Consider the following 25,434-nt stretch of genomic DNA (forward strand, 5'->3'; position numbering starts at 1 on the left):
GCTTTGGTTCCGGGCTTCGGTTCCGACTCAATCTTTCAATAATGCGTCGCCCCAGTCGGCGCGACGTGCCCAACGGAACAGATCGCCGTCGCGCTTGGTCAGAAGGCGTTCTTCCGCCCTGCCGTCATCCTTGCAGAGTTTAACCGAAACTTTGCCGCCGCCAACCCGTGTCGGCGCGATAACCCGCGCTTTCACTTCATCGACCGTCTCGCGCACCGCAGCAAGATAGATGAACTTCTCATCCTCCCACGGCACTTCGGCTTCCTTGGTCAGACGATGAATACGCGAGCGCGCAACGCGGCGCGAAAAATGGCACCAGTCAGGGGTGACCAGCGGGCAATCGAGCTGGTGCGGACAAGGCGCTGCAATGTTTGCGCCTTCCGCAATAAGCGCCCGGCGTGCATCGAGAATGCGCTGCCAGCCTGCCGGTGTGCCGGGTTCCACGATCACCAGCATTTGCCGTGCCGACGCCCACAAGCGCTCAATCAGTGCCTGCCGCTTTTCAGGAGCAAGCTCGTCAAGCACATAGGCAATGGTCACGAGATCGGCTTGCGGAAAATCAAGTTTCTCCCGAACCACATCCCCTGCCCGCCAGTCGAGGTCGGAAAATCCGCAATTTTGCGAAAGATCGCTGCCCACAGCTCTGATCGCAGGGCTTGCCTCGATCATCGTTGCCGAATGAAGCATGGGCCAGCATTGCTTTGCCGCCCAAAGGGCGGTTCCCGGTCCTGCACCCACATCGAGCATGGATTGCGGCGCGAAATCGGGACAAACCTCTGCTGCACTGTCCATACTGGCGCGAACCGCCGCATAGGTCGCAGGCAAACGTGCTGCCAGATAGGCCTTCGCGGCAAGATCATCGGAAATATGCATGCGTCCGTCCCGCGTCTCGGCGCGGTAACGGCGTGAAAGCATTTCAGATGCGCGCTTCAGATCGGCCAATGCCACGCCCTCAAGCGCAGCATCCACCGCCTGTCGCAATGAAGCTGGCAGTTCCATTGCCGGTCAGCGCTCCAGAACCTGTTTCACATCGACCAGATTCGAACGGACACGCAGAATGTAGAAACCCATCGTGGTCAGATGCGACGGCGTGAACCATGCATCCGGGCTACCGTTGGAAACGATGAAAGGCTGCATGTCGAGCGCGGCACGCATCTGCTTTTCCATCTCGTCCCACACACCGTCGAGGTGCTTCTCGGCTAGAACGCCGCGGAAATCCGAATGCGCCGCACGCAGCAGGCCGTAATAGGCATAGAGCTGACCATAGGCGAACCAGAAACGGTCATCTGCACGCGTATCGAACCAGCCGGCGTGGTAATTCTCGGCACGGTCCTTGAGGATGGCCGAAGTCGAACCGAGGTCGCTTGCGATACGGTCGACAAACTGGATCAGATTGTCGGCGCGGGCATCGAAGGTAGCCTGACAGTTTTCAAGCCGTCCGTTGAAGGAGCGCAGATCCTTGATCGCCGAACGGTAATAGCTCGGCGTCGGCGTCTTCGGACCGAACGGGCTCAGGCCGAAATACCAGGAATCTTCGGCAAATTGCAGATTGCCACGCGCCTTTTGCAGATCGCCGTCGATCTGCGACGTGCCGCGCAGACGGCCGATATTGTCGACGAGCTCAATCGCGGTACGGCGTACCGCTGCATTGATGCCGCGCTGGAACGACGCCTTATTGTCAAGGAACGGGGTGCGATCCCAGTCCATACCGAAAAGACCGAGCTTGTAGAGCAGCATGGATGAAATCCACGCGTTCTGGTTCACGTTGAAATCGGTGAGATCAGCGGCAACTTCCGCTATCGCCGAGCGTGAGCATTTGCGGGCCGAAGACGGGATTTGTGCCGCCTGAACCGGCTGATTCGCGGGAGCGGCATCGCCAGTCTGATTGGTTTCAGGCGTGGCAGCAGGCTGTTCCACGGGTGTTGCGGTGGACGGCGCTTCAGCCGGTGCGCCCTGCGCCTTTACCTCTTCGCCGGGCGTGGTCGCATCCTGATAGCTGTACTTGGCCGGATAGTCGGGATCGAAATTCGTCCATACCTGAGTCTGCCAGATGAAATAGACGTAAAGACCGCCAAGACCGATCACGACGACCGCAACCGCAACTTTCCACAAAATTCCGAGCCGCAGGAAAAGCCGCCACAAACCGCCGAGCGGAATGGCAATCAGGCGAGCAAGCGCGGCGATGAAACGGCCCAGGAAGGAAAAAACGCCCTTTACTGCATTCCACACTGTAAAAAATCCTTCCTTTTGCCCGAAAATCCGGGCTTTCCATCGCTTCTGCATCGCCCATGGACCTATGCATCACAAGTCCCGTTCGCAAGCAGCCAAACCTGAAAAGGCTTCACGCTCTCAAATAGAGTGTGCTCATCTTTTCGACAACCTGGAACGGTCATCCAACTGATTTTATCCGTCATTTTCCGCTGACAGGGTTGAATCCCGAGGGCCGATCCGTAACATGGCGCCAACTCGCTTCGGCCAAATGCGTGGCAATCCAGCCCGTTTCCCCTTGGCCGACGGTTCCGGAAAATGATGAGTGACAGCAGTTTCAAGTCAGGTGCGAAACGGTTTTCCGCCGGAAACTGCGACCAACGTCGCAATCGAGAACATTTTCGCCGCTGTGGTACTTGAATGGCGCAATCTTTGGTGTTTGCTAAAGCTGGAACCGGAAAAACAATCAATCCGTCAAAACGGCCCGGTAAATGGAGAGAACAATGAAGTCCGTATCGACCTATATGCTTACGCTTGCCTTGGGTGGGCTTGCCACGGGAACGGCAATGCTAAGCGCGCCTGCAACCGGTTTCGCCGCCGAACCTGAAAGCTGCTCGACCGTCCGTTTCTCGGATGTCGGCTGGACTGACATCACTTCGACGACGGCGGTGGCGACAGAAATCCTGAAAGGTCTCGGCTACAAAACCGACATCAAGGTTCTCTCCGTGCCGGTGACCTATGCGTCACTGAGCAAAAAGGATATCGACGTCTTCCTCGGCTATTGGAACCCGTCCATGACCGCCGACCTCCAGCCCTATCTGGACAACAAGACCGTCGAGACGCTGCGCACCAATCTGACCGGCGCGAAATACACGCTTGCCGTGCCAAAATATGCTTATGACGAAGGCCTCAAGGACTTCAAGGATATCGCCACGTTCAAGGACAAGCTCGGCGGCAAGATCTACGGGATCGAGCCGGGAAATGACGGCAACCGCCTGATCCTCGACATGATCAACAAGGATGCCTTCGGCCTCAAGTCATTCGAGCTGGCGGAATCGTCCGAGCAGGGCATGCTGGCGCAGGTCGCTCGCAGCATCAAGAGCAAGGAACCGGTCGTCTTTCTGGCATGGGAGCCACATCCCATGAACAAGCGTTTCGAAATCGCGTATCTCACCGGTGGTGACGATTTCTTCGGCCCCAATCTCGGCGGCGCCAAGGTCGAAACCAACGTTCGCACCGGCTACACGCAGGAATGCCCGAATGTTGGCAAGTTCCTCACCAATCTGGAATTCAAGCTCGATATCGAAAACGACATCATGGGCAAGATTCTCGATGATGGCGAAGAGCCTTCGAAGGCTGCGACCAACTGGCTGAAAGCCAATCCGGGCGCTCTCGACCAGTGGCTCGCCGGTGTAACTACCGTCGACGGCAAGGAAGGCCTGCCCGCCGTAAAGGCGGCACTCGGTCTTTAATCCCGACATGCTGCCGGGCGGTGACAAACGCGGCCCGGCAGTTTCAAGGATGCCCGCACCCTTTCTCTTTGTTTTACGCATTATCCTACGCAAATCGCATCGCACCTTTGCCGGAAATGCTCTAACACGCAGCAGGAGACTTGATCGTTGAACTGGCTGACGGACTACAAGATCCCTGTCGGACCGACCGCCAAATCCGTGGTGGACTGGCTGACGGACAATATGGGCGGCTTTTTCGATACCCTCGCCGCCGTCATGCAGAGCCTCATTGACGGGCTGCTTTTTCTTCTCAAGCTCCCGCACCCTCTGCTTCTCATCGCAATCTTCGCTGTCATCGCGTGGCTGATCCAGCGTCGTATCTCGGTGGTCGTGCTGACCGTGATCGGCTTCCTGTTCATCATCAATCAGGGTTACTGGGATCGAACGCTCGAAACCCTGACCCTCGTTTTGTCAGCTTGCTTTCTCTGCATGGCCATCGGCGTGCCGCTCGGCATCGCCGCAGCCCATCGCCCCGCGCTTTACGCCGCAATGCGTCCTGTGCTCGATCTGATGCAGACCCTGCCGACATTCGTCTACCTGATCCCGGCCATTGTCTTCTTCGGCATCGGTATGGTGCCGGGCCTGCTTGCAACGGCAATCTTCGTTCTGCCTGCGCCGGTGCGATTGACCCACCTCGGCATATCGTCCACACCCTCATCGCTGATCGAAGCGGGTGAAGCGTTCGGTGCGTCGCGTTCTCAGCTCTTGTGGAAGATTGAGCTGCCTTATGCCATGCCGCAAATTCTTGCCGGTCTGACTCAGACAATCATGCTGTCGCTTTCGATGGTGGTCATTGCAGCCCTTGTCGGCGCAGATGGCCTCGGCGTACCGGTTGTCCGGGCGTTGAACTCAGTCAATACCGCACTCGGTTTCGAGGCTGGACTTGTCATCGTCGTGGTCGCCATCGTGCTCGACCGTATCTTCCGCGCCGGACGCGAGAAATAGCATGATCCCGAAAAGTGGAAACCGGTTTTCGGAACAGATCATGCTCCAACAAAGATCAGGAGCACGCGGATGACCATCATCGCACTCGAAGACGTCTGCATCATTTTCGGCAGCAATGTCGATGACGCACTTGCTCTTGCGGATCGCGGCGCCACCCGTTCCCAGATTCAGGCTGAAACCAATCTCGTGCTGGGCGTGCACAACTGCACACTCAACATTGAGGAAGGTGAAATCCTCGTTCTGATGGGGCTGTCAGGCTCGGGCAAATCCACCCTTCTTCGCGCAATCAACCGGCTCAATCCGATTTCGCGCGGGCGCGTTCTCGTACGGGAAGGCGAGCGCGCCATAGATGTCGGCAAGGCCGACCGCGGAACCCTGCGCCATCTGCGCACCGAACTCGTCTCCATGGTGTTCCAGCAGTTCGGCCTGCTGCCTTGGCGTACGGTTGAAGAAAACGTCGCTTTCGGCCTGGAAATTTCCGGTATGGGCAAGGAAGACCGCCTTGCCAAAGCGCGCGACCAGCTTGAACTTGTCGGTCTGCAGGACTGGGCCAAGCGCAAGGTTGGAGAACTTTCCGGCGGCATGCAGCAACGCGTCGGGCTTGCCCGCGCTTTTGCAACCGGCGCACCGATTCTGCTGATGGATGAGCCATTCTCGGCCCTCGATCCGCTGATCCGCACGCGCCTGCAAGACGAGTTGCTGGCCTTCCAGTCACGATTGAAAAAGACCATCGTTTTCGTCAGCCACGATCTCGATGAAGCCATGAAAATCGGCAATCGTATCGCCATCATGGAAGGCGGGCGTATCGTTCAGTGCGGCACGCCGCAGGAGATTCTCCTGCAGCCTGCCGACGACTATGTCGCTGACTTCGTTGCCCATATGAACCCGCTCGGCGTGCTTCGGGCAGGCGACATCATGGTGCCCTTCGATCGCCAAGCGGCGCCACGTCCTTTTGCGGCCACTGCCCGGCGCGAAACGCTGGTACGCGAGTTGATGAATGCGGTGGCAGACAGCAGCGGCGATGTTGGCATCATCGAAAACGGCGCCATCGTCGGCAAGATTGCAGCAGATGACATCGTGCGCGCCCTCGCCTGGCATCAGCAACGCGGAACGTCCAGCTAGAGCGGAATGCGCTTATATTCGTTCGCGCTTTTGCTGGAGATGCTCAAAACAAAAAACCGCACATTTTCATGTGCGGTTTTTTCATTTCAGACTGCATATAGATGTAGATCAGCTATGCGCTGCCTGTCTGGCAGCAGCGCGTGCTTCCACGCGAGCCTTGATGGCATCGACATCCGCACGCGGCGTCGCAGCAAAGAGCTTCTTCGTATAGTCATGCTGCGGATTGTTGAAAACGTCGTCACGCGAGCCGTATTCAACCACCTCACCGAAATACATCACCATCACCTCATCGGCGATGTAGCGCACGACCGAAAGGTCATGGCTGATGAAAACATAGGTGAGACCAAATTCTTCCTGCAGATCAGACAGCAGGTTCAGAACCTGCGCCTGCACGGACAGATCGAGCGCGGAAACCGGCTCATCGAGAATGAGCAGCTTCGGGTTGAGCATCAGCGCACGCGCAATGGCGATACGCTGGCGCTGGCCGCCGGAGAACATATGCGGATAGCGGTTGAAGTGTTCGCGACCGAGGCCGACCTTCAACAACATCTGCATAGCCTTCGCGCGGCGCTCCTCGGCTGACATGTTCGTATTCAGCAGCAGAGGCTCAGCCAGAACGTCACCGATCTTCTGGCGCGGATTGAGCGAGCCATACGGGTTCTGGAAAACGATCTGCACCTTCTGGCGCATTTCGGGCGTCAGGCCATCGCGAGCGATATCCACATCCTTGCCGCCGATCTTCAGTTCGCCGGATGTCTGCGGGTCGATCATGGTGAGAATGCGTGCCAGCGTGGACTTGCCGCAACCCGATTCACCAACGATCGCCAGCGTCTTGCCTTTTTCGACCTTGAAGCTCACGCCCTTGACGGCATGAACCACTTTTGCCTTGCCGAACAGACCACCGCCAACATGATAATCGCGCTTGATGTCGCGCGCCTCGAGAACAATCTCGCTCATCGCGCTTCTCCCGCACCATTATTTTCAAAGACGAAATCGGAAACCGTCGGAAGACGATCACCGGTCGCATTTTCCGGCAGGGCCGAGAGCAGCGCACGGGTGTAAGGGTGCTTGGGCGCAGAGAATAGCGACAGCACGTCGGCATCCTCCATCTTGTGGCCCTTGTACTGCACGATCACACGGTCCGCCGTTTCAGCCACGACACCCATATCGTGGGTAATCATGATGAGACCCATGCCGTGTTCCACCTGAAGCCGCATCAGAAGATCGAGAATCTGCTTCTGAATCGTAACGTCGAGAGCCGTTGTCGGTTCGTCGGCGATAAGGAGCTTCGGGTTGCAGGCAATCGCGATAGCGATCATGACGCGCTGGCACTGGCCGCCCGACATCTGATGCGGGAAGCTTTTCAGGCGTTCCGCAGCATCGCGAATGCCGACGAGTTCCAGAAGCTCGATAGCACGCGCACGGCTCGCCGAGCCGTTCATGCCCATATGCTGCTTCAGCACTTCCTCAAGCTGATACCCGACCGTGAAGCACGGGTTTAGGCTGGCAACAGGTTCCTGGAAAATCATCGAAATATCACGACCGATGATCTTGCGGCGCTCCTTGTCGGACATTGCCTGCAAGTCCTTGCCATCGAAGGTCATGGTGTCTGCGGTAACAGTTGCCGTCTTGGGCAGAAGCCCCATGACGGCAAGCATGCCGACCGACTTGCCTGAACCGGACTCGCCGACAATCGCAAGCACTTCGCCCTTGTCGACCCTTATGTCGATCCCGTCGACCGCCCGGAACGGGCCGGTCGAGGTGTCAAAAGAAACCGTGAGGTTCTTGATTTCAAGCAGAGCCATCGATCAGCTCCTCTTCAGTTTCGGGTCAAGCGCATCGCGCAGACCGTCGCCAATCAGGTTGATGGCGAGAACAGTAATCAGGATAGCAAGGCCGGGGAAAGTAACGATCCACCAGGCACTCAGGATGAACTCACGCGCTTCGGCAAGCATCGTGCCCCATTCTGGCGTTGGCGGTTGCGCGCCCATGCCAAGAAAGCCCAGAGCCGCAACGTCGAGGATGGCGTTGGAGAACGACATCGTTGCCTGCACCACAAGCGGAGCAAGGCAGTTCGGCAGAATCGTCTTGAACATCAGGCGCAGCTTGCTTGCACCGGCAAGCTTGGCCGCGGTCACATATTCGCGTTCCTTTTCCGCCATGACGGCAGCGCGGGTGAGACGCGAGAAGTGCGGCAGCAGAACCAGCGTGATCGCCAGAACGGCATTGATCAGGCCGGGTCCGAGGATTGCCACCAGAACCAGAGCCAGCAGGAGCGACGGGAATGCCAGGATAACGTCCATGATGCGCATAAACACCGTATCGACGCCGCCACCGAAATAGCCGGTGATGAGGCCGATGGTGATGCCGAGGCACATCGAAATAATGACGATGACAAAGCCCACGAGCAGCGAATACTGCGCGCCATAGATCAGGCGGGACAGAATATCACGCCCGACAGCATCCGTTCCCAGAAGGAACTGGGTCGAACCGCCATCTTCCCAGAAGGGTGGAACCTTCACGAATTGACGGAACTGTTCCGTAGGATCGTGCGGCGCAATCAATGGAGCGAAGATCGCCACCAGAATAATCGCGAGGAATACGAAAAGACCGATCACAGCGCCACGGTTGACGCTGAAATAAAACCAGAAGTCCTTCAGCGCACGCATCTTGCCAATGTCGTTCGCGGCTTCCGGCTGAATAGCTGAGTGTGTCATGATACCCTCACTTGTGCCGGATACGCGGATTGATAAGGCCGTACAGCAGATCCACGACCAGATTCACCAGCATGATGATGAATGCAATCAGCAGCAGTCCGCTTTGCACGACCGGATAATCGCGACGGAAAATGGAATCGAGCATCCATTTGCCGATACCGGGCCAGGAGAAGATCGTCTCGGTCAGGATCGCACCAGCCATCAGAACGCCAACCTGCAGGCCGATAGTCGTGATAACAGGGATCATCGCGTTGCGAAGTGCGTGCAGTCCGACAACGCGACGAACCGGCAGGCCCTTGGCGCGAGCGGTGCGCACATAGTCCTCGCCTAAAACTTCCAGCATAGCGGAGCGGGTCTGACGCGCGATAACGGCGAGCGGAATGGTCGCAAGCACGATGGTCGGCAGGATGAGATGCGAGACCGCCGAGGCGAAAGCGCCCTTCTGATCCGACAGCAGACTGTCGATCAGCATGAAACCGGTCACAGGCGGGAAGAAATAGAGCAGCGATATACGACCGGAAACCGGTGTCCACTGCAGCACGCCCGAGAAGAAAATGATGAGCAGCAGCGCCCACCAGAAAATCGGCATCGAATAACCGACCAGCGAAATGCCCATCAGGCCCTGATCGAACCACGAACCGCGCTTGACAGCAGCGATGACGCCGGCAGGAATGCCAAGGAGAATAGCCACGATGATCGCGCAGATGGACAACTCGACAGTTGCAGGAAACAGCGCGAAAAATTCGACGAGAACAGGCTTCTTGGTCACCAGAGACTGACCGAAATCGCCATGCAGCAGGTTCCAGACATAGTCCAGATATTGCTGCCAGATCGGGCGATCGAACCCAAGTTGCGCCATCAGCTCGGCATGGCGCTCAGGGCTTACGCCGCGTTCGCCGGCCATCAGTAGCACAGGATCGCCGGGAAGAACCCGGACGAAGGCGAAGGCTACGATTGTAATGCCTATGAAGGTCGGAACCAGATAGACGAGTTTGTTGAATATGAAACGGAACATACAAAAACTCCGACCGGGTGCAGGGGATCACCCTACACCCGGCCGCTTGTGTTGTCAGATTTTACTCGGAAATATCAACGTCTTCGAAGCGATAATCGCCGAGCGGGCTCTGTTTGAAGCCCGTAACCTTGGCCGACATCGGCACAAAGACCGTCGAGTGAGCAAGCGTATTCCAAGGAGCCTGCTCCTTAAAGATTACCTGTGCTTCTTCGTAAAGCTTCGTGCGCTCTTCCTGGCTGGTCGAAACCTTGGCCTTCTGGATCAGGTCTTCGAACGGCTTGTAGCACCACTGGGCGCGGTTGTTATTGCCAACACCGGCGCAGCCGAGAAGCGTACCCAGGAAGTTGTCCGGATCGCCGTTGTCACCGGTCCAGCCGAGGATGACGGAGCCGTCGCGGTCCTTGTCGGACGACTTCTTGAGATATTCACCCCATTCCATCGAAACGATTTCAGCGCTGACGCCAACCTTGGCCAGATCGGACTGCATGAGTTCAGCAGTACGACGTGCGTTCGGCATGTACGGACGGCTGACAGGCATGGCCCACAGCTTCATCTTCAGATCCTTGACGCCAGCGGCTTCGAGAGCCTTCTTGGCAGCTTCCGGATCGTACTTGTCGTCCTCGACCTTGTCGTTGTAGCCCCACATTGTCGGCGGGATCGGGTTCTTGGCAACCTGGCCCTGACCCTGGAACACGGCATCGACGATGGCCTGCTTGTTGATAGCCTGGTTCAGCGCCTTGCGCACTTCCGGCTTGTCATAAGGTGCCTTCAGCGTGTTGTACGCGAAGTAAGCCACATTGAGGCCAGCCTGTTCGTCAACCTTGAGGTTGGAATCGGCCTGCAGGCCCTTGATGTCTGCCGGAGCAGGATAGGACATCAGGTGGCATTCGCCAGCCTTGAGCTTCTGCGCGCGAACAGCAGGATCGGTCGTGATTGCGAAGACGAGATCGTCGATCTTCGGCTTGCCACCCCAATAGTTTTCGTTGGCCTTGAAGCGGACGACGGCGTCCTTCTGGTAGGCGACGAACTGGAAAGGACCAGTACCGACCGGAACCTGATTGAGATCGTCCTTCTTGCCGTCGGCGGCAAGCTTGTCCGTGTATTCCTTCGAAATGATCGAAGCGAAAGGCATCGAGATATTTGCGAGGAACGGTGCTTCTGGACGGTTCAGCACAAACTTGACGGTATAATCGTCAACCTTGGTGATTTCCTTGATCAGCGCACCCATTTCCATGCTGTCGAAATATTCGTAGGTGATGCCAGCGGTGTACTGGTGCCAAGGATTGTCCTTGTTGCGCATGCGATCAAACGAGAAAATCACGTCGTCGGCGTTGAAATCACGGGTCGGCGTGAAATAGTCGTTCGAATGGAACTTGACGCCCTTGCGCAGATGGAAGGTGTATTCCAGACCATCGGCGGAAACATCCCAGCTTTCTGCGAGACCCGGCACGACTTTCGTCGTTCCGTTTTCGAATTCGGCAAGGCGGTTGTAGACCGGATGCGCCGAGGCATCGAACGTATCGCCGCCGGTATAGGCAGCCGGATCGAAGCCTTCAGGCGAAGCCGGCGAGCAATATACAAAGGTCTTTGCCGATGCAGCACCGCTCATCAGAGCCACCAGCGCGGTTGCTGCCAGGAGTTTTTGGTAGAATTTCATTATTGTCCGCCTCCACGGAAAAGCATGCCGCGCGCACCCCATTGCCCGCAGCTTGCGCTTATCGAAACGCGTGGACTGTCACTTTGCAAGCGCAATCTGTAGAACCAGTTCACATTCTCAACGGGTTTTGGCCCCAATGGTTAGATTTTTATTCCATCAATCGACACAATTTCGAAATATTGCGCTAAAGCCCCTTGATTTATAATATTATTCGCACGCATTTTGCATGGGATAATGCAACTTATGCATCACCGACTCAGGCGCGACATCAAGGCGGCCGATCAATCGGAAATTGCTTGCAGTTTTGAACGTCCGGCATAAGGACTCCACCGAATTCGCTGGCTCTATCGAATAAGGCACAGTATTAAGTGGACAATATGAGTCATATTTGAGTCTGACAGCCATGCCTGAAACCAATCCAATTCGCCCGACCACGCCTGAAGCCATTCAGCTTGCCAAAACCCTGTTGCGGACATCGCGCTACGGTGCCATCGCCGTTTTCGACGCTGCGACCGGCAGGCCACTGGCAAGTCGTGTCTCCGTAGCGACGGATATGGACGGAACGCCTCTCATTCTGGTTTCCGGATTGGCGACACACACACCGGGGCTGCTGGCAAACCCGGCCTGCTCGCTTCTGCTCGGCGAGGTTGGCAAGGGAGACCCCCTCGCCCATGCGCGCGTCACGCTTCATTGTCAGGCCCGGAAAGTTGAGAGAACAGCGGCTGACTACCCCCGCATTCGGCGACGCTATCTCAATCACAATCCGAAGGGTTCGCTTTATGTGGATCTCGGAGACTTTGTCTTTTTCCGGCTTGAACTGGAAAGCGCCAGCTTGAATGGTGGCTTTGGCAAGGCATTCAACCTGACACAGGACGACTTGCTCTGCGCAGCGTCGATCAGCGCGGACTTTGCCGAAAGCGAGCAAAATGCGCTCGACAGCATGAACGAGTATCACGCACCAAAAATTGCGCAAATTGCTCAACAGCTTTTAAAAGCAGGAACCGTCAAAGATCAGCAGAAGGTGATAGGATTGGATCCGGATGGCGTCGACATCGCCAATGGCGACCTTGTTCTGCGTTACGTTTTTCCTTCGAATCCACCTTCCGTAAGGGAAGCTGTTACAGCACTGACCAAACAGTAAATAAAGCCCCCTGAAACAAAACCGCATTTTTTTTGGGACGAAATTGCACGTCTTTATACTGGATTGAATATAAGCAAGGGCTTTTCAAATTCTGCATATGGCATTATTTTCAATATGCATGCTTATGAAAATTCGCATGTATATTTTTAACTTTGTCGAGTCTTACGGGGGTATGACGGCAAATGAGCAACGAGAATACTTTCTTTGATTTAATTGAAAATGTAGATCAGGCTGCCGACTTCCTGTCGGCACTTGCTAACAATAAGCGATTACTAATTTTATGTAAGTTGCTTCATAATGAAATGTCGGTAGGTGCGCTTGCCAAGGCGATTGACCTTAGCCAATCCGCCTTGTCTCAGCACCTGGCAAAATTGCGAGCCCTTGACCTCGTTTCTACCCGTCGCGACGCGCAGACCATCTATTATATGGTCTCTTCGCCGCATATCGAGTTGATGTTGTCGACACTTTCAAGTCTGTATATGAGTCCAACACCGCGCAGACATAATCTGGCGGCAGTCGCTCACGCATAATCACATGAGGTCACAGCCGTGCGATGAACCAAGACACTCATTCGCACGGCTGCGTCCAGCAGATCGACGATCCGAACGACATCCGCTTGTCCCCTTATCGCGATATTCGCGAAAAGGATCTTGTAGGACGCCAGCAGCGGTTTATCGCTGAAGGTAAAGTGGTTCTGAACGTTCTGTTCTCATCTTCGGCACGTTTTGAGACAGAATCACTGCTCGTTCTGGAGAACCGGCTTGCGGGCCTCGGCGAACAACTCAGCCAATTGCCCTCAGAGGTTCCTGTCTATTCCGTTCCACAAACTGTTATGGACGCGGTCGCGGGATTTCATGTCCATCGCGGCATTCTTGCAGTAGGCCGTCGCAAGACGCCGCCAAGCCTTCAGGCAATGCTGGATACCCTGCCCGCAAAATCACTCGTCGTCGTTTTGTGCGGCATTTCCAATCACGACAATGTCGGTTCGATCTTCCGCAATGCCGCCGCTTTCGAAGCCGACTGCGTCCTGATGGACGATACGTGCTGCGACCCGCTTTACCGCAAGGCTATTCGGGTATCGGTCGGCGCCACGCTGAAAGTTCCCTATTTCCACGGTGGAAGCATTGATGAGATCATCGCTGCGCTGGGCGATGCCGACTTCAACCTGCTTGCGCTCAGCCCGTCATCGTCGCTCAGTGTCTACGATGCGACCAAGTACGGCCGACAGGCGCTCCTGCTCGGCACGGAAGGCGAAGGATTACCGCCACGCCTGCTTGAGAAGCTGCAAACAGCGCGAATTCCCATGTCCACTGCGTTCGACAGCCTGAATGTTGCAACCGCATCCGGCATCGCCTTGTCGCGCTTCAGCAAGTTTCAGTAGATTTCTCGTTGGCCTGACGATGGCAATACCGCTGCTATCAACCGGCCGTCGATGGCTGCCAATCCTGCGGCGATCATTGCCATGCCGATCAAATGCTTGGCTTGCAAAGTCTCGCCAAGAAAGAGCACTCCGAGCAGGATTGCACTAACGGGAATGAGAAACGTCACCAGCATGAGATTGACCGCGCCCGCCGTCGAAAGAATACGGAAAAAGAGAACATAAGCGAGTGCTGTTGAAAGAAGCGCAATACCGGCCAGCGCTCCCCAGACTGCCGCGCTCGGAGCGGCCAGCGTCCAGGGATGATCGACCAACAAAGCCACCGGAATGAGCATGACGGTCGTGGCCGTCACCTGGCCGGTAGCGGTTATCAACGGCGCGACCCCCATCGCTTTGAAGCGACGACCGAAAATTCCCGCCAGCGAATAAGAAAAAGCAGCACACAGAACCGCAAGCTGCGGCCACAGATTGCCTCCAAGCCCGCTGATGGCATCGGGTCCGATCATGATTGCTACACCGCAAAAGCCGATCAAAACGCCAGCAATCTTGTTCCTGGTGATCTTTTCATCCACCGTCAGAAAATGCGCAACAATGACGCCGAAGAGCGGTGTCGTGGCATTGAGGATGGAAGCCAGCCCGCTGGCAATCTGGGTCTGCCCCCAGACGATGAGACAGAAAGGCAGCAGATTATTGAGAAAGCCCATTCCGAAAAACGCCAGCCATACACGGCGGTCTTTTGGCAGCGACAGGCCCATCATGCGAATCAATACGACCAAAGCGAGCGCAGCCAGCCCCACCCGTAGCGTGACGATACTGAAAGGCGGCAATTCTCGAACAGCAATGCCGTTGAAGAAGAATGAACCGCCCCAGAGAACGGAAAGAACAAGAAGCATCGCCCATTCCTTCCACCCCATCATTTTCTGCGCCGTCATCTTCAAGACCTCTGAAGCCAAAGCTTGGAGTGCATCCCGAAAAGCGTGAAACGGTTTTCGGATAAGATGCGCATCAAAACAAAAAGTTGGAGCGCCGATCTGATTCGGCCGGATCAAAACGCGCTCAAAATACCGCTCACTATGAGCTTAGACGCAGCCAGTGCAATTGACTTCCCGTTTGTCGCTTTCAAACTCTGGAGCATGTATCTCGAAAGTGGAAACCGGATTCGGAATAAAGACATGCATAACAACGAATGCTCTAACTGAGATAGCATCTTGCTGACACACATAAAAAAAGCGGATGCTCTCGCACCCGCTTTTCATTCATCGATCAGAAAAAGCTTCAAGCTGCCGAGGCACTTGCCGTGTTGGCGACAAGGCGGCGCAACATCTCTTCTGCCTGCGGCTCGCGTTCCGAACGGCCAATAAAGCCGCCGCCAAAGACGCGCGCAGTGTTGCTTTCATCGGAATAAAGCACACAGGCCTGTCCCGGAGCGATACCGCTTTCACCATCGACCAGCTCAACCCAGGTCTGGCCATCGGCATGGCGCAGCACGGCAGGGCGTGGCGGTCGGGTCGAGCGAACCTTCGCGAATACTTCCATTCCGCCTTCAGGCAAATCGCTGATCGGCGCATCGCCCAGCCAGTTGATGTCGCGCAGGAAGACTTTGTGTGTTTCCAGCGCTTCACGCGGACCGACGATAACCCGCGCATTGGCGGCATCGAGATGCACGACATAAAGCGGTTCACCCGTGGCAACGCCAATGCCACGGCGTTGGCCGACGGTGTAGTGCACAATGCCATCGTGGCGGCCGAGCGTACGGCCATCGATATGGACAATATCGCCGGGATTGGCCGCTTCCGGCTTCAGTTTGGAGATAATGTCGGAATATTTTCCCTGCGGCACGAAGCAAATGTCCTGGCTGTCCTGTTTCTTGGCGACAGTCAGGCCCATTTCCTCTGCAATTTCACGCACCTGTGCCTTCGGCAGATGACCGAGCGGGAAGCGCAGATAATCGATCTGCTCCTGCGTGGTTGCAAACAGGAAATAGCTCTGGTCGCGATCCGTATCGACCGGACGATAAAGCGCACGGTGCTCACCATTGGCGCGGCTGCGAATGTAATGCCCTGTCGCCAGCGCGTCGGCGCCAAGATCGCGTGCGGTCTGGAGAAGATCGGCGAACTTGACCGTCTGGTTACAGGAGACGCATGGAATCGGTGTTTCGCCGCTGACATAGGAATTCGCAAATGGATCGATCACAGCTTCGCGGAAACGCGCTTCGTAATCGAGCACATAATGCGGAATGCCGAGACTTTCCGAAACGCGGCGGGCATCTTCGATGTCCTGTCCCGCACAGCAGGAACCAGCGCGATGAACGGCTGCGCCATGATCATAAAGCTGCAGCGTCACGCCAACGACATCGTAACCTTCACGTTTGAGAATCCCGGCCACAACAGATGAATCGACGCCGCCCGACATGGCGACGACAACGCGCGTGTCTTCCGGCTTTCCCGGCAGATCGAGGCTGTTCAGGCTCATGATTGATTCCAGCTTCCGGGCATACGCCCTGCTTCTCAAAATTTAGATTTCTGCGCCCTATATAGGCTAAAGTGCGGCAATTTGCCAAGGGTCCGGGAACAATCATTGTCCAGATTGCGACAGGCAAGGCACACTTCCCCGTGAGGTTTTCCAGACATATGTCGCAAAAACGCCGGCAATAGGGCGAAAACGAAAATTTTTCCAAGTCTTACCAGAGAGTTACCAGCTGCTTAGGTAATTTTTAAAGCTGTCGCGTTAGTCTCACACTCGATTAGGTCCTTGAGTGTTGTGTAGAGAGTACAATGACCGATCTGGTAAGACCACGTATAAAATATGTTATCGGTCCTGATGGCAGCCCGCTGACCATCGCGGACCTTCCCCCCGCCAATACAAGGCGCTGGGTCATCCGCCGCAAGGCCGAAGTTGTCGCTGCTGTTCGCGGCGGACTTCTGAGCCTTGAGGAGGCATGCCAGCGTTATACATTGACGGTGGAGGAGTTCCTTGGCTGGCAATCCTCGATCGACGAGCATGGTCTCGCCGGTCTCAGGACCACCAGAATACAACAATATCGTCACTAAGACCTGTCTCGCCAAAACCGGGACAGGTTTTGGAAGGACGGGGATCATGGCCTCGGTGGAACAATATCTTCCGCGCTTGTCATGGATCGACAAATCGAAAACCGGCCCACGTGGCCGGTTTTTATTTGCACATTCCGTTCCTATGTTGTGAACTTGATGCGTTGATCAGGACACGTATTTGTTCAGGAGGATGGCATGAGCGGGACTATCGAGATTCGCAAGGAAGACAGCTCCGACGGCGGACGCTATGCGGCTGTTCTTGACGGCAGCGAAGCCGAAATGACCTATACGAAGCTTGGTCCCTCATTGATTTCCATCGACCACACTTTCGTGCCGGATACGATGCGTGGCAAAGGCGTCGCGCAGGCGCTTGCCAAGAATGCCGTTCTGGACGCGCGGCGCAGCGGATGGAAAATCATCCCGCGCTGCAGCTTCATGCACGCGCAGGCGATGCGTCATCCCGACTGGTCGGATGTTTTCGGCAAGGAATAATCGCTGAACTAAAGCATGTCTCCCAAAAGTGGGAACCGCCTTCGCGGGGAAATCAGTCCACCGGACTGATTTCTGATTTCGCAACAATGGGATAAAGATGCACGTAAAAACAAAGAGATAGAGCATTTCCAACGATTCGATTTAAACTGGAAATGCTCTATTGCAGGTCGCGAATGCGGCGCGCCAGACTTTTGGGGCCGGATTTCTTGTCTTTTCCTGTGTCAGATTTTTCTGCCGCTTCAAGAATTGAATGGATCGGAGATTCCGGTCCTTCTTTTTCAGCGGTCGCAGCCACCATGCGGGCGGCGAGCACGGCCATTTCTTCACGAAGCGCTGCATTCTCGCGTTCGATTTCGGCCAACTCGGGGCTGTCACTCGCGCCAGCATTCTTACGGCTATAGCGCTCGATTTTTTCCTGCGCGTCGGAAAGCTCGGATATCAGCTTTTCAAGCTTCTGCTGCAGTTCACCATTGCGCCGCTTTTCGCTTTTCAGTTCCGTTTGTGCAGAGGTCAACTGGGTCGAAACTTCGTTGTAACGTGCTGCGGCTTCCTTGCGATCTCGACGCATTTCAGTCATCTCGTTTGTCAGACGGCTGTACTCCGTCTCGCTTCCACTTATTTCGATACGCAAGGTATCGGCCAGTCCCTCGAGCGCGCTGTAGTGGCTTTGCATCCGTTCCAGTTCCGCCTGGAGGATTTCTGCCTTTTCCAGCGCCGTGTCACGCGCCGTCTCGGCTTCTTTCGTCACCCGCTCGTGCTCTTCCAGTTGCTTGTCTATCTCAGCCTGGCTTTCTTCGAGCAGCGGAATGCGTTTCAGCTCTTCATATTGCCGGGCGAGCGTCACCTTCTGTTCCGCGTTCTTGTGGCGTTCGAGCTTCAGCAATTGTTCCTGACGGCTGACCGCAACGGCGTGTTCGGCGCGCAACCCGTCGCGGTCGGCACGTATCTCGGCCAGCGTTATCGGCAGTTCCGCCTGAACCTGCCGGCGCGCCAGAAAAAAGGCGCGGCGCCAGACCGAAGGGCCGAGCAGAACCACGACGAAAACTGTCACAAGAACGCCGAATATGAAAAAGAGAGCGGACTGGATCACGATTTCAAATAAGCCCGAACGGTTTCAGACAAGTATTTCCTATTCATAGTGCGCAATCGACCGTCTTTCCAGCCAGCTAAAACAATCTCCGGCTGAAAAGACACCTATGAGCAACTAATCCTTAAAACGGATTCCACGTCGGCGCAGCGGACAGCTTCAGATAACCGATATTCACGCCCAGCCTCGCGCCCACACCGGTGCGGATCGGCACCAGCATGATGTTCTCGCGTTTCAGGACGTTGAAGCCGACACCCGCAATGACATAGGCAGAGCCTGCAACACCGGCATAACGACCGTAAAGGTTCTGGATGTCGTCGAGATTGTAGACGAGCATCATCACACGAGAACCCTGCCCGCCGAAATCCCAGCCAAGCGAGGGGCCTTGCCAGTAGGTCTTATGGTCGCCTGCGTTCTTGGTATAGAGCGTGCCTTCGCCGTAGGTCAGGCCACCGATGAAAGCGCCGGAGCCTTCTTCACCAAGAATATAGCCGTTGGGCAGACCAAAACTCTGGAACGCCTTTTCGACCGCGCTTGCGATGCCACCCGAAGTCGACCCGAAGAACCTGTGACCAGATTCGACGATTTCCTCGGCAGTGTATGTATTCTGTGCTCTGGCCTGATTTGGCAGAGCGATGAAAGAAACAAACAGCGCCGCAAAAAACGCAACGAAGCACGCCGCATTGCGGAATCTGATTTGCGACAGGGATTGTATGGCCATGTAAAATTCCTTTTGGCTCTCCGCTCCTCTGTCTGACGGCCCTGTTAAAAGCCAGACCACGTCTCTTACGGACATTTCGGTCGAATCGCGCCTATTTTAGACCCGAATTTATTGTCCAAACCTTTAAGCATCGAAATTGGCTTTACGAAGGCATACGATTTCCAGCTTTTCACACTGATGTGAGGGAATGCCGGAGCCCGAAAGAACCGAAAAGAGAGCTTTGTTGCGGCGGTCCGATGGCGCGTGTATCCAGTTAAATCGACATTCCGGGCGATTCGCCCACCTTCATGCAGCGCGCAAACTCTGGCTTTGCGAACTGTCTCGTTAACCGATAACGGTCTGCTCACCCAACACGCTGGGACGAGCGGGATCGATCCGCGTTCCGGAGAAAACGCCATGCCAATGCCCGTTACCCTTTCTGCGCTCGACCTCGGTGCGCTTCTGTGCAGCAGGATCTGTCATGACATCATTTCGCCGGTTGGCGCGATCAATAACGGTCTGGAACTGCTGGAAGAAGGCGGAGCCGACGAAGACGCCATGGCGCTCATCAAGTCGAGCGCCCGCAATGCCTCCGCCCGCCTTCAGTTTGCCCGCATCGCCTTTGGCGCTGCAGGTTCGGCTGGCGTGCAGATAGACACAGGCGATGCACAGAACGTCGCCACTGAATATTTCAAGAACGAAAAGCCGGAATTCACTTGGGAAGGCACGCGTGTCCTTCTGCCCAAGAACAAGGTCAAGCTGCTTCTGAACATGCTTCTGATCGGCAATGCAGCCATACCACGTGGCGGCTCACTGGCTGTGCGCCTCGAAGGCGGAGATACCGAACCGCGCTTCGTCATCACCGTGAAGGGTCGTATGCTGCGCGTTCCACCGAAGTTCCTTGAGCTTCATTCAGGCGCCACCCCGGAAGAGCCGATCGACGCCCATTCCGTCCAGCCTTACTACACTCTGCTTCTGGCCGAAGAAGCCGGTATGAAGATTTCCATCCACGCCACTGCGGAAGACATCGTATTTTCTGCTGAATAAGCGCCCCTGAGCGCGGGGCCGACCCGCGCTCACACTGGCAAACAGTCATAAAACCCTCTATCAGTCAGGCAACGCATTTCCAGTGAGATGTGCGTCAGAATATATTCAGCGAAGGCGTGACAGCCAACACGCATTTGTGGAGGGGGACTGCATGGCGAATGAACCAATGACAGGTTATTGCCTGCTGGTCGACGATTCCTCCGTCATTCGCAAAGTCGCGCGCCGCGTCCTTTCCGAAACCATTGCAGAATTTGCTGAGGCCTCAACCGGCCGGGAAGCGCTCGAAACCTGTTTTGCGCGCATGCCAGACGTCGTTCTGCTCGACTATGACCTTCCGGACATGACAGCGCTGGAGGTCGTAACCGAGCTCCGCGCCATGCCGGGCGGCGACCGCCCCCGCATCATCCTGTGTCTTTATGAACTCGATGTGACCCGCATTATGCGGGCGAAGCGCGCAGGCGCCAATGGCTACATCCTGAAGCCGTTTGACCGCGCCTATCTCACCGAACAATTTTCAGGCATCCTGTCCGCCTAAATCCAAAAGCAGTCCCCAAAAAGCAAAAGCTCCGCCGAAGCGGAGCTTTTTACATTTCGAAGCCTGTTGCCGATCAGGCGCTTTCGCGCATTTCCGCATCCGGCTCACGCAGCACATAGCCGCGACCCCAGACAGTCTCGATGTAGCTCTGGCTACCGGAAACAGCGTCAAGCTTCTTGCGCAGCTTGCAGATGAAGACGTCGATGATCTTCAGTTCCGGCTCATCCATGCCACCATAGAGATGGTTGAGGAACATTTCCTTGGTGAGCGTCGTACCCTTGCGGAGCGAAAGAAGCTCCAGCATCTGGTATTCCTTGCCGGTCAGATGAACGCGCTGGCCGGAAACTTCGACCGTCTTCGCATCCAGATTGACCACCAGGTCGCCCGTCGTGATGACCGACTGAGCATGCCCCTTGGAACGGCGCACAATCGCATGAATACGTGCGATCAGCTCGTCCTTGTGGAACGGCTTGGTCATGTAGTCATCGGCGCCGAAGCCCAGACCGCGAACCTTGTCCTCGATACCGGCCATGCCGGAAAGGATAAGGATCGGCGTCTTCACCTTGGACAGACGCAAGGTGCGAAGAACTTCGTAACCAGACATATCCGGCAGGTTCAAGTCCAGCAGGATGATGTCGTAATCATATAACTTGCCGAGGTCGATGCCTTCTTCGCCCAGATCGGTCGTGTAGACATTAAAACTCTCGGACTTAAGCATCAACTCGATGCTCTGTGCGATAGCACTGTCGTCTTCAATCAAAAGGACGCGCATCTCTTATCCCCTTTCCGCAGCCGACCCGATGTCCCTCACGGCAGCACACGGAACTATCGTTGCCTGTGCATGAAGGTGCCAGCAAATGGTTAACAAAATATGATTCTGCTTGGCAAGCATATTTCTTCCCTGTTTAGAAAATTCTCTTACGCGCCTGAATCATAAAGACATTCTCATTCTGATGACTCTAAAGCATCGCATTAAGAATCTTTGCTAAGCGATTCATCTGACTCTAGCTTTCGCCTGTTGCCGAAAAACCACACGAGGTTTACCGAGCCTTAAGTCCTAACGCGTATGATTAACTTCGCCGGTAAAGGAATGGTTACCAAACGAGCGAATTCTTAACTTTTTGTTTCGCTTGTTGAGCCCTTTCGGAAGAACGGCTGCGATGATTTTCCCTTTAGGGGCTTGGATTCGCAAGGAGATTCGGCGGTGGATCGGGTGCGTTTTGCTCGTTTACACCTGTTAATAAAGTCGGGGGGAACGCCCCAACACATGAAGCTGGTTGGTGTTCAAGGAGTATTGCGTATGAAGCCACGTGAAAGCCTAGTCAGGCTGAAACTGTTCCAGGTGAAGGAAAAACGCCGTCAACTGGGCCAGCTCGACCTGATGATCGGCGAGTTCGAACGGATGGCCGGAGAACTCGACGCCCAGATTCTATCGGAAGAGAAAAAAGCTGGCATCACTGACATCAATCATTTCGCTTATCCGACCTTCGCCAAGGCGGCACGCCAGCGGCGCGACAATCTCTTCGTCTCGATTCGCGACCTGATGTCCCAGAAGGAAGCGGCCGAAGCCGAATTGTCGGCTGCGGAAACCGAACTGACGAAAGCCGAAGCGCTCGAAGAACGCGACGGTGGCAAGGCTCCGCGGGAAGTGATCGAGCGCCCTGTCAACCAGCGCCGCGCCATGATCGGCTGATCGAAGCGGCCATACGGAAATTCAAGACGCTGCTTTTGTGGAAAAGCGGCGTCTTGCCATTTGCTGCAAGCACCTCATTTTCCTCAGTATATTGATATTTAGAAATCAATATTTCTCGAGTAAAATCGGATTTGCATAGCTTCCTCCCCAGATGTAGTGAGGAAGGGCAATGCAGAAAACCTCCCCCTCAGGGCCGAATTCGACCCCAAGCAAATTCAGTTTCAGGAACAGAGCCAAGCCAATCCAATGGGTCTTGCTGGCTGTGTTTTCCGTTATTCTGATTTTTGCAGGGGAAGTGCTGCAGCTACCTGCCGCCATGCTCCTTGGCGCGATGCTCGGCGCAATCCTGATGGCTGCAGGCGAAAGCACCTTGCGGGTTCATCGCTGGCTGTCGCTGTTAGCCCAAGGCGTTGTCGGCTGCCTTATCGCCCGTTCGATCACGGCGGAGTTTTTCACCAGCATGGGGCAACACCTGCCCGTTATCCTGCTCTCCGTCGGCTATGTGCTGTTTACCAGCACTTTTATCGGCTATCTGCTCGCGCGGTTTCGCATCCTGCCCGGAACAACTGCTGTATGGGGATCTTCTCCGGGCGCTGCCACCGCAATGACACTGATGGCCGAAGCCCATGGAGCCGATGCTCGTCTCGTCGCCTTCATGCAATATCTGCGTGTAGTGCTGGTCGCCACAGCCGCTTCGCTCGTCCTGCGCCTCAGCACTGGCGTGGAAACCATTGCGCCTGTCGAAATCGTCTGGTTTCCGCCCATCGACTGGTCCACCCTCGGCCCGACAGTGCTTCTGATTGTCGGCGGCTCGTTCCTTGGAGAAATTCTCCGCATCCCCACCGGCGCCATGCTCGTGCCGCTTATACTGGGCGCATTGCTTCAGGACACCGGTTTCATCACCATCGACCTGCCACCATGGCTGCTCGCGGTCAGCTACCTGCTTATCGGATGGCGCATCGGCCTTGGCTTCTCACGCGCCATCATCGCTCATGCCGCGCGGGCTTTTCCAGCGGTGCTGACATCCACGCTGCTCCTCATTGCCGTTTGCGGACTGTTCGGCATGGCGCTCGGTCACGTGCTGGGACTCGATCCGCTGACCGCCTATCTCGCTACCAGTCCCGGCGGCGCCGATACGGTTGCAATCATCGCAGCATCAAGCAATGTCGACCTGCCCTTCATCATCGCAATGCAGACGAGCCGTTTCTTCATCGTGCTTCTGGCAGGCCCTGCCATCGCCCGCTTTGTCGCCGCGCGCATCGATAAGCGGATCATGAAAAAGAACCTTTAATACCAAGTCTCGTTGCGTTTGACTCATCGAGACTTGGTTAAGCCCGTGTGGCAATTGAGCATTCTCAGGGCGTGATGCGTTAGCATCTTAGCGCCCTGCTATAACAGCCCGATTGCCGAAACTGGCGGGGCCGTGTTACGCTTTCTGAATGACACAGGTTTGCACCCATCTCATGTTTCAGGGCAGTGCAGGCGCAGCTCTGGAAACATATCGTTCGATCTTTCCCGACTTCCTGATCGAGTCGATCAAAATCTATGACGACGCGAGCGGCAGTCCCGGGAAGGTGCAGATTGCGCGTGTGACCTTTGCCGAACACCGGCTGATCGTCATCGACAGCCCCATTCCGCATCAGTTCGATTTCAATCCATCCATATCGCTGTTCGTCGATTTCCATGATGAGGAAAGCCTGACCAGCGTTTTTGAAAAGCTTTCAGAAGGTGGTGAGACGCTGATGCCGCTCGACAATTACGGGTTCAGCAAGCTTTTCGCCTGGATCAAGGACAAATACGGCGTTTCCTGGCAATTGAACTTACAGGCATGACAAATAAAAAAACCCGGCTTTCGCCGGGTTTTTCGTCAATCAGGTTGAGATAGATCAGGCCTTCTTTCCGTGGAAACCACGGATGGCGCCGATGATCTTGTCATGATCGGCTTCCGACAGATAGGGGTGCATCGGCAGGCTCAGAATGCGGTTCGGCAGGCTTTCCGAAACCGGAAGTCCACCCGGCGCAACCGGGTAATGCTTGTATGCCGTCTGCTGGTGCAGCGGCTTCACATAATAGATGACCGAAGGAATGCCTTCCGCCTGAAGATGCGCCTTCAGGCCGTCACGGTTTTCGCTCTCGATGGAATACTGAGCCCATGCCGAACGGTTGCCAGCCGGAAGGGCGGGAACCTTGACGACATCCTTCAGCGCTTCGTTGTAGCGCTTGGCGATGCGGTCACGTGCTTCCATTTCGTCTTCCAGGATCGCAAGCTTTTCCAGAAGGACGGCAGCCTGAATCGTATCGAGACGCGAGTTGATGCCGATACGGACATTGTCGTACTGGGTTTCGCCCTTGCCGTGGAACAGGACCGAGCGCAGCGTATCGGCCAGTTCGGCGTCGTTGGTGAACATGGCACCGCCGTCGCCATAGCAGCCGAGAGGCTTGGCCGGATAGAAGCTCGTCGCGCCGACATGGCCGAAAGCACCACACATGACATTGTCACGCTTGCCGCCGATCGACTGCGCAGCATCTTCGATGACGAACAGGCCTTCGCGGTCAGCGATGGCGCTGATGCGGTTATAGTCAGCAGCCAGACCGAACAGATCGACCGGGATAATCGCTTTCGGCTGCAGACGGCCTTCCTTACGGATAGCGGCGATGGCAGCTTCAAGCTGTTCGATATTCAGATTGTATGTATCCGCGTCTACGTCGATGAACACCGGCTCTGCGCCAACCAGCGCAACAACTTCCGCCGTAGCAGCGAAGGTGAAAGACGGAACGAAGACGGCATCACCCGGACCGATGCCGCGTGCCATCAGGGGCATCTGCAAGGCGTCGGTGCCGTTGGCGCAGGCGATGACGTGTTCCACGCCCAGATATTCACCGAGCTTCTTTTCGAATTCGGCCACTTCCGGTCCAAGAATATAACGGCCTTCCGCAACAACCTTGGAAATGGCGGCATTGAGACGGTCTTCGATACGCGCGCGCTGCGCTCCAAGATCAATAAACTGCATGTTGGCTCCAATATATCTGGCCCGCACAAATGGATATGCGAATCCTCGGCAACCTATTTATTCGCTTGCGCCCTGCCCGGCTATGGCCAGAGCGTTCAAAGTTTTGCGATTCCTGTAACACCGCT

Annotated in this window: 26 protein-coding genes; 13 read left to right on the forward strand and 13 right to left on the reverse strand. The window is 55.8% G+C overall.

All coding sequences use genetic code 11. From position 1 onward, the window contains the following. Nucleotides 1–27 precede the first annotated feature (27 nt). Nucleotides 28–999 (reverse strand): small ribosomal subunit Rsm22 family protein, encoded by a 972-nt coding sequence (locus AC1RHM_RS04280; RefSeq protein ID WP_010659575.1) that lies wholly within the window; start codon nt 997–999, stop codon nt 28–30. Nucleotides 1,000–1,005: 6 nt separating this feature from the next. Further along, nucleotides 1,006–2,283: a DUF2333 family protein gene (locus AC1RHM_RS04285; RefSeq protein WP_010659574.1), complete on the reverse strand. Its 1,278-nt coding sequence runs from the start codon at nt 2,281–2,283 to the stop codon at nt 1,006–1,008. Between the two features lie 428 nt (nt 2,284–2,711). Between AC1RHM_RS04285 and AC1RHM_RS04290 the strand changes: the two genes are divergently transcribed. From AC1RHM_RS04290 to choV, 3 genes are all read left to right on the forward strand, one after another. Continuing rightward, nucleotides 2,712–3,680: a choline ABC transporter substrate-binding protein gene (locus AC1RHM_RS04290; RefSeq protein ID WP_010659573.1), complete on the forward strand. Its 969-nt coding sequence runs from the start codon at nt 2,712–2,714 to the stop codon at nt 3,678–3,680. 147 nt (nt 3,681–3,827) lie between these two features. Then, nucleotides 3,828–4,664 carry a choline ABC transporter permease subunit gene (choW, locus tag AC1RHM_RS04295; protein WP_012091632.1) on the forward strand — a complete coding sequence of 279 codons (837 nt, stop codon included), beginning with the start codon at nt 3,828–3,830 and terminating at the stop codon, nt 4,662–4,664. A gap of 69 nt (nt 4,665–4,733) precedes the next feature. Beyond that, nucleotides 4,734–5,786, forward strand: coding sequence for a choline ABC transporter ATP-binding protein (gene choV, locus AC1RHM_RS04300; protein ID WP_010659571.1), 1,053 nt, complete (start codon nt 4,734–4,736; stop codon nt 5,784–5,786). A 108-nt stretch (nt 5,787–5,894) separates the two neighbouring features. On the opposite strand, the gene AC1RHM_RS04305 is transcribed toward choV, so the two are convergent. From AC1RHM_RS04305 to AC1RHM_RS04325, 5 genes are all read right to left on the reverse strand, one after another. Further along, entirely contained in the window at nt 5,895–6,743 is an 849-nt protein-coding gene (locus tag AC1RHM_RS04305; protein ID WP_010659570.1) for a dipeptide ABC transporter ATP-binding protein, read from the reverse strand. Beyond that, nucleotides 6,740–7,591 (reverse strand): ABC transporter ATP-binding protein, encoded by an 852-nt coding sequence (locus tag AC1RHM_RS04310; RefSeq protein WP_010659569.1) that lies wholly within the window; start codon nt 7,589–7,591, stop codon nt 6,740–6,742. The genes AC1RHM_RS04305 and AC1RHM_RS04310 overlap by 4 nt, the downstream gene beginning before the upstream one ends. Before the next feature lie 3 nt (nt 7,592–7,594). Then, a complete protein-coding gene (locus tag AC1RHM_RS04315; protein ID WP_010659568.1) occupies nt 7,595–8,503 on the reverse strand; it encodes an ABC transporter permease subunit in 909 nt (302 codons plus the stop codon). 7 nt (nt 8,504–8,510) lie between these two features. Then, entirely contained in the window at nt 8,511–9,518 is a 1,008-nt protein-coding gene (locus tag AC1RHM_RS04320; RefSeq protein ID WP_010659567.1) for an ABC transporter permease subunit, read from the reverse strand. Nucleotides 9,519–9,579: 61 nt separating this feature from the next. Beyond that, nucleotides 9,580–11,175: an ABC transporter substrate-binding protein gene (locus AC1RHM_RS04325; protein WP_010659566.1), complete on the reverse strand. Its 1,596-nt coding sequence runs from the start codon at nt 11,173–11,175 to the stop codon at nt 9,580–9,582. A gap of 403 nt (nt 11,176–11,578) precedes the next feature. Here AC1RHM_RS04325 and AC1RHM_RS04330 point away from each other — a divergent pair, with 403 nt between their 5' ends. The 3 genes from AC1RHM_RS04330 to AC1RHM_RS04340 all read left to right on the forward strand — a co-directional run bounded on the left by AC1RHM_RS04330 (nt 11,579) and on the right by AC1RHM_RS04340 (nt 13,697). Beyond that, on the forward strand, nt 11,579–12,316 hold the full coding sequence (locus AC1RHM_RS04330; protein WP_029376053.1) for a HugZ family pyridoxamine 5'-phosphate oxidase: 738 nt from the start codon (nt 11,579–11,581) through the stop codon (nt 12,314–12,316). A gap of 182 nt (nt 12,317–12,498) precedes the next feature. Continuing rightward, entirely contained in the window at nt 12,499–12,846 is a 348-nt protein-coding gene (locus tag AC1RHM_RS04335; protein ID WP_010659564.1) for an ArsR/SmtB family transcription factor, read from the forward strand. Between the two features lie 23 nt (nt 12,847–12,869). Continuing rightward, nucleotides 12,870–13,697 carry a TrmH family RNA methyltransferase gene (locus AC1RHM_RS04340; protein WP_010659563.1) on the forward strand — a complete coding sequence of 276 codons (828 nt, stop codon included), beginning with the start codon at nt 12,870–12,872 and terminating at the stop codon, nt 13,695–13,697. Here AC1RHM_RS04340 and AC1RHM_RS04345 read toward each other — a convergent pair. Together AC1RHM_RS04345 and mnmA are read right to left on the reverse strand one after the other, a co-directional pair. After that, entirely contained in the window at nt 13,691–14,626 is a 936-nt protein-coding gene (locus AC1RHM_RS04345) for a DMT family transporter (RefSeq protein WP_010659562.1), read from the reverse strand. The two genes, AC1RHM_RS04340 and AC1RHM_RS04345, sit on opposite strands and share 7 nt — an antisense overlap. 343 nt (nt 14,627–14,969) lie before the next feature. Continuing rightward, nucleotides 14,970–16,166 carry a tRNA 2-thiouridine(34) synthase MnmA gene (mnmA, locus tag AC1RHM_RS04350; protein WP_010659560.1) on the reverse strand — a complete coding sequence of 399 codons (1,197 nt, stop codon included), beginning with the start codon at nt 16,164–16,166 and terminating at the stop codon, nt 14,970–14,972. A gap of 302 nt (nt 16,167–16,468) precedes the next feature. On the opposite strand from mnmA, the gene sciP reads away from it, so the two are divergent. Both sciP and AC1RHM_RS04360 read left to right on the forward strand, forming a co-directional pair. Beyond that, the gene (gene sciP / locus AC1RHM_RS04355) at nt 16,469–16,744 is read left to right on the forward strand and encodes a CtrA inhibitor SciP (protein ID WP_010659559.1); all 276 of its coding nucleotides are present in this window, start codon (nt 16,469–16,471) and stop codon (nt 16,742–16,744) included. 195 nt (nt 16,745–16,939) lie between these two features. Then, a complete protein-coding gene (locus AC1RHM_RS04360) occupies nt 16,940–17,236 on the forward strand; it encodes a GNAT family N-acetyltransferase (protein WP_010659558.1) in 297 nt (98 codons plus the stop codon). A 157-nt stretch (nt 17,237–17,393) separates the two neighbouring features. On the opposite strand, the gene AC1RHM_RS04365 is transcribed toward AC1RHM_RS04360, so the two are convergent. Further along, nucleotides 17,394–18,302, reverse strand: a complete 909-nt coding sequence (locus tag AC1RHM_RS04365) for a coiled-coil domain-containing protein (protein ID WP_029376051.1) — start codon at nt 18,300–18,302, stop codon at nt 17,394–17,396. Between the two features lie 145 nt (nt 18,303–18,447). Then, nucleotides 18,448–19,044, reverse strand: a complete 597-nt coding sequence (locus AC1RHM_RS04370) for a DUF1134 domain-containing protein (RefSeq protein ID WP_010659556.1) — start codon at nt 19,042–19,044, stop codon at nt 18,448–18,450. A 396-nt stretch (nt 19,045–19,440) separates the two neighbouring features. Between AC1RHM_RS04370 and chpT the strand changes: the two genes are divergently transcribed. Further along, nucleotides 19,441–20,070 carry a histidine phosphotransferase ChpT gene (chpT, locus tag AC1RHM_RS04375; RefSeq protein ID WP_010659555.1) on the forward strand — a complete coding sequence of 210 codons (630 nt, stop codon included), beginning with the start codon at nt 19,441–19,443 and terminating at the stop codon, nt 20,068–20,070. Between the two features lie 151 nt (nt 20,071–20,221). After that, nucleotides 20,222–20,605 carry a response regulator gene (locus AC1RHM_RS04380; protein ID WP_010659554.1) on the forward strand — a complete coding sequence of 128 codons (384 nt, stop codon included), beginning with the start codon at nt 20,222–20,224 and terminating at the stop codon, nt 20,603–20,605. Between the two features lie 73 nt (nt 20,606–20,678). Here AC1RHM_RS04380 and ctrA read toward each other — a convergent pair whose 3' ends face one another. Then, nucleotides 20,679–21,377 carry a response regulator transcription factor CtrA gene (ctrA, locus tag AC1RHM_RS04385; RefSeq protein ID WP_010659553.1) on the reverse strand — a complete coding sequence of 233 codons (699 nt, stop codon included), beginning with the start codon at nt 21,375–21,377 and terminating at the stop codon, nt 20,679–20,681. A 528-nt stretch (nt 21,378–21,905) separates the two neighbouring features. Between ctrA and AC1RHM_RS04390 the strand changes: the two genes are divergently transcribed. The 3 genes from AC1RHM_RS04390 to AC1RHM_RS04400 all read left to right on the forward strand — a co-directional run bounded on the left by AC1RHM_RS04390 (nt 21,906) and on the right by AC1RHM_RS04400 (nt 24,130). Further along, the gene (locus AC1RHM_RS04390) at nt 21,906–22,298 is read left to right on the forward strand and encodes a hypothetical protein (protein ID WP_006472627.1); all 393 of its coding nucleotides are present in this window, start codon (nt 21,906–21,908) and stop codon (nt 22,296–22,298) included. A 169-nt stretch (nt 22,299–22,467) separates the two neighbouring features. After that, the gene (locus AC1RHM_RS04395; RefSeq protein ID WP_010659552.1) at nt 22,468–23,589 is read left to right on the forward strand and encodes an AbrB family transcriptional regulator; all 1,122 of its coding nucleotides are present in this window, start codon (nt 22,468–22,470) and stop codon (nt 23,587–23,589) included. A 148-nt stretch (nt 23,590–23,737) separates the two neighbouring features. Next, nucleotides 23,738–24,130 carry a VOC family protein gene (locus AC1RHM_RS04400; protein ID WP_029376050.1) on the forward strand — a complete coding sequence of 131 codons (393 nt, stop codon included), beginning with the start codon at nt 23,738–23,740 and terminating at the stop codon, nt 24,128–24,130. Between the two features lie 54 nt (nt 24,131–24,184). Here the strand turns inward: AC1RHM_RS04400 and AC1RHM_RS04405 are convergent, their stop codons facing one another. Further along, nucleotides 24,185–25,309 carry a DegT/DnrJ/EryC1/StrS family aminotransferase gene (locus tag AC1RHM_RS04405; RefSeq protein WP_010659550.1) on the reverse strand — a complete coding sequence of 375 codons (1,125 nt, stop codon included), beginning with the start codon at nt 25,307–25,309 and terminating at the stop codon, nt 24,185–24,187. Nucleotides 25,310–25,434 lie beyond the last annotated feature (125 nt).

The organism is Brucella sp. GW823-FHT04E01 (genome assembly GCF_058796175.1).

Bases quoted from the DNA above. Each gene is read 5' to 3' on its own strand.
- AC1RHM_RS04380 (WP_010659554.1), top strand. From the start codon at position 20,222: ATGGCGAATGAACCAATGACAGGTTATTGCCTGCTGGTCGACGATTCC.
- AC1RHM_RS04395 (WP_010659552.1), top strand. From the start codon at position 22,468: ATGCAGAAAACCTCCCCCTCAGGGCCGAATTCGACCCCAAGCAAATTC.
- AC1RHM_RS04305 (WP_010659570.1), bottom strand. From the start codon at position 6,743: ATGAGCGAGATTGTTCTCGAGGCGCGCGACATCAAGCGCGATTATCAT.
- AC1RHM_RS04390 (WP_006472627.1), top strand. From the start codon at position 21,906: ATGAAGCCACGTGAAAGCCTAGTCAGGCTGAAACTGTTCCAGGTGAAG.
- AC1RHM_RS04345 (WP_010659562.1), bottom strand. From the start codon at position 14,626: ATGACGGCGCAGAAAATGATGGGGTGGAAGGAATGGGCGATGCTTCTT.
- AC1RHM_RS04285 (WP_010659574.1), bottom strand. From the start codon at position 2,283: ATGCAGAAGCGATGGAAAGCCCGGATTTTCGGGCAAAAGGAAGGATTT.
- AC1RHM_RS04370 (WP_010659556.1), bottom strand. From the start codon at position 19,044: ATGGCCATACAATCCCTGTCGCAAATCAGATTCCGCAATGCGGCGTGC.
- AC1RHM_RS04340 (WP_010659563.1), top strand. From the start codon at position 12,870: ATGAACCAAGACACTCATTCGCACGGCTGCGTCCAGCAGATCGACGAT.
- AC1RHM_RS04325 (WP_010659566.1), bottom strand. From the start codon at position 11,175: ATGAAATTCTACCAAAAACTCCTGGCAGCAACCGCGCTGGTGGCTCTG.
- sciP (WP_010659559.1), top strand. From the start codon at position 16,469: ATGACCGATCTGGTAAGACCACGTATAAAATATGTTATCGGTCCTGAT.
- mnmA (WP_010659560.1), bottom strand. From the start codon at position 16,166: ATGAGCCTGAACAGCCTCGATCTGCCGGGAAAGCCGGAAGACACGCGC.
- chpT (WP_010659555.1), top strand. From the start codon at position 19,441: ATGCCAATGCCCGTTACCCTTTCTGCGCTCGACCTCGGTGCGCTTCTG.
- AC1RHM_RS04320 (WP_010659567.1), bottom strand. From the start codon at position 9,518: ATGTTCCGTTTCATATTCAACAAACTCGTCTATCTGGTTCCGACCTTC.
- AC1RHM_RS04400 (WP_029376050.1), top strand. From the start codon at position 23,738: ATGACACAGGTTTGCACCCATCTCATGTTTCAGGGCAGTGCAGGCGCA.
- AC1RHM_RS04315 (WP_010659568.1), bottom strand. From the start codon at position 8,503: ATGACACACTCAGCTATTCAGCCGGAAGCCGCGAACGACATTGGCAAG.
- AC1RHM_RS04335 (WP_010659564.1), top strand. From the start codon at position 12,499: ATGAGCAACGAGAATACTTTCTTTGATTTAATTGAAAATGTAGATCAG.
- AC1RHM_RS04290 (WP_010659573.1), top strand. From the start codon at position 2,712: ATGAAGTCCGTATCGACCTATATGCTTACGCTTGCCTTGGGTGGGCTT.
- AC1RHM_RS04330 (WP_029376053.1), top strand. From the start codon at position 11,579: ATGCCTGAAACCAATCCAATTCGCCCGACCACGCCTGAAGCCATTCAG.
- choV (WP_010659571.1), top strand. From the start codon at position 4,734: ATGACCATCATCGCACTCGAAGACGTCTGCATCATTTTCGGCAGCAAT.
- ctrA (WP_010659553.1), bottom strand. From the start codon at position 21,377: ATGCGCGTCCTTTTGATTGAAGACGACAGTGCTATCGCACAGAGCATC.
- AC1RHM_RS04405 (WP_010659550.1), bottom strand. From the start codon at position 25,309: ATGCAGTTTATTGATCTTGGAGCGCAGCGCGCGCGTATCGAAGACCGT.
- AC1RHM_RS04280 (WP_010659575.1), bottom strand. From the start codon at position 999: ATGGAACTGCCAGCTTCATTGCGACAGGCGGTGGATGCTGCGCTTGAG.
- AC1RHM_RS04360 (WP_010659558.1), top strand. From the start codon at position 16,940: ATGAGCGGGACTATCGAGATTCGCAAGGAAGACAGCTCCGACGGCGGA.
- AC1RHM_RS04310 (WP_010659569.1), bottom strand. From the start codon at position 7,591: ATGGCTCTGCTTGAAATCAAGAACCTCACGGTTTCTTTTGACACCTCG.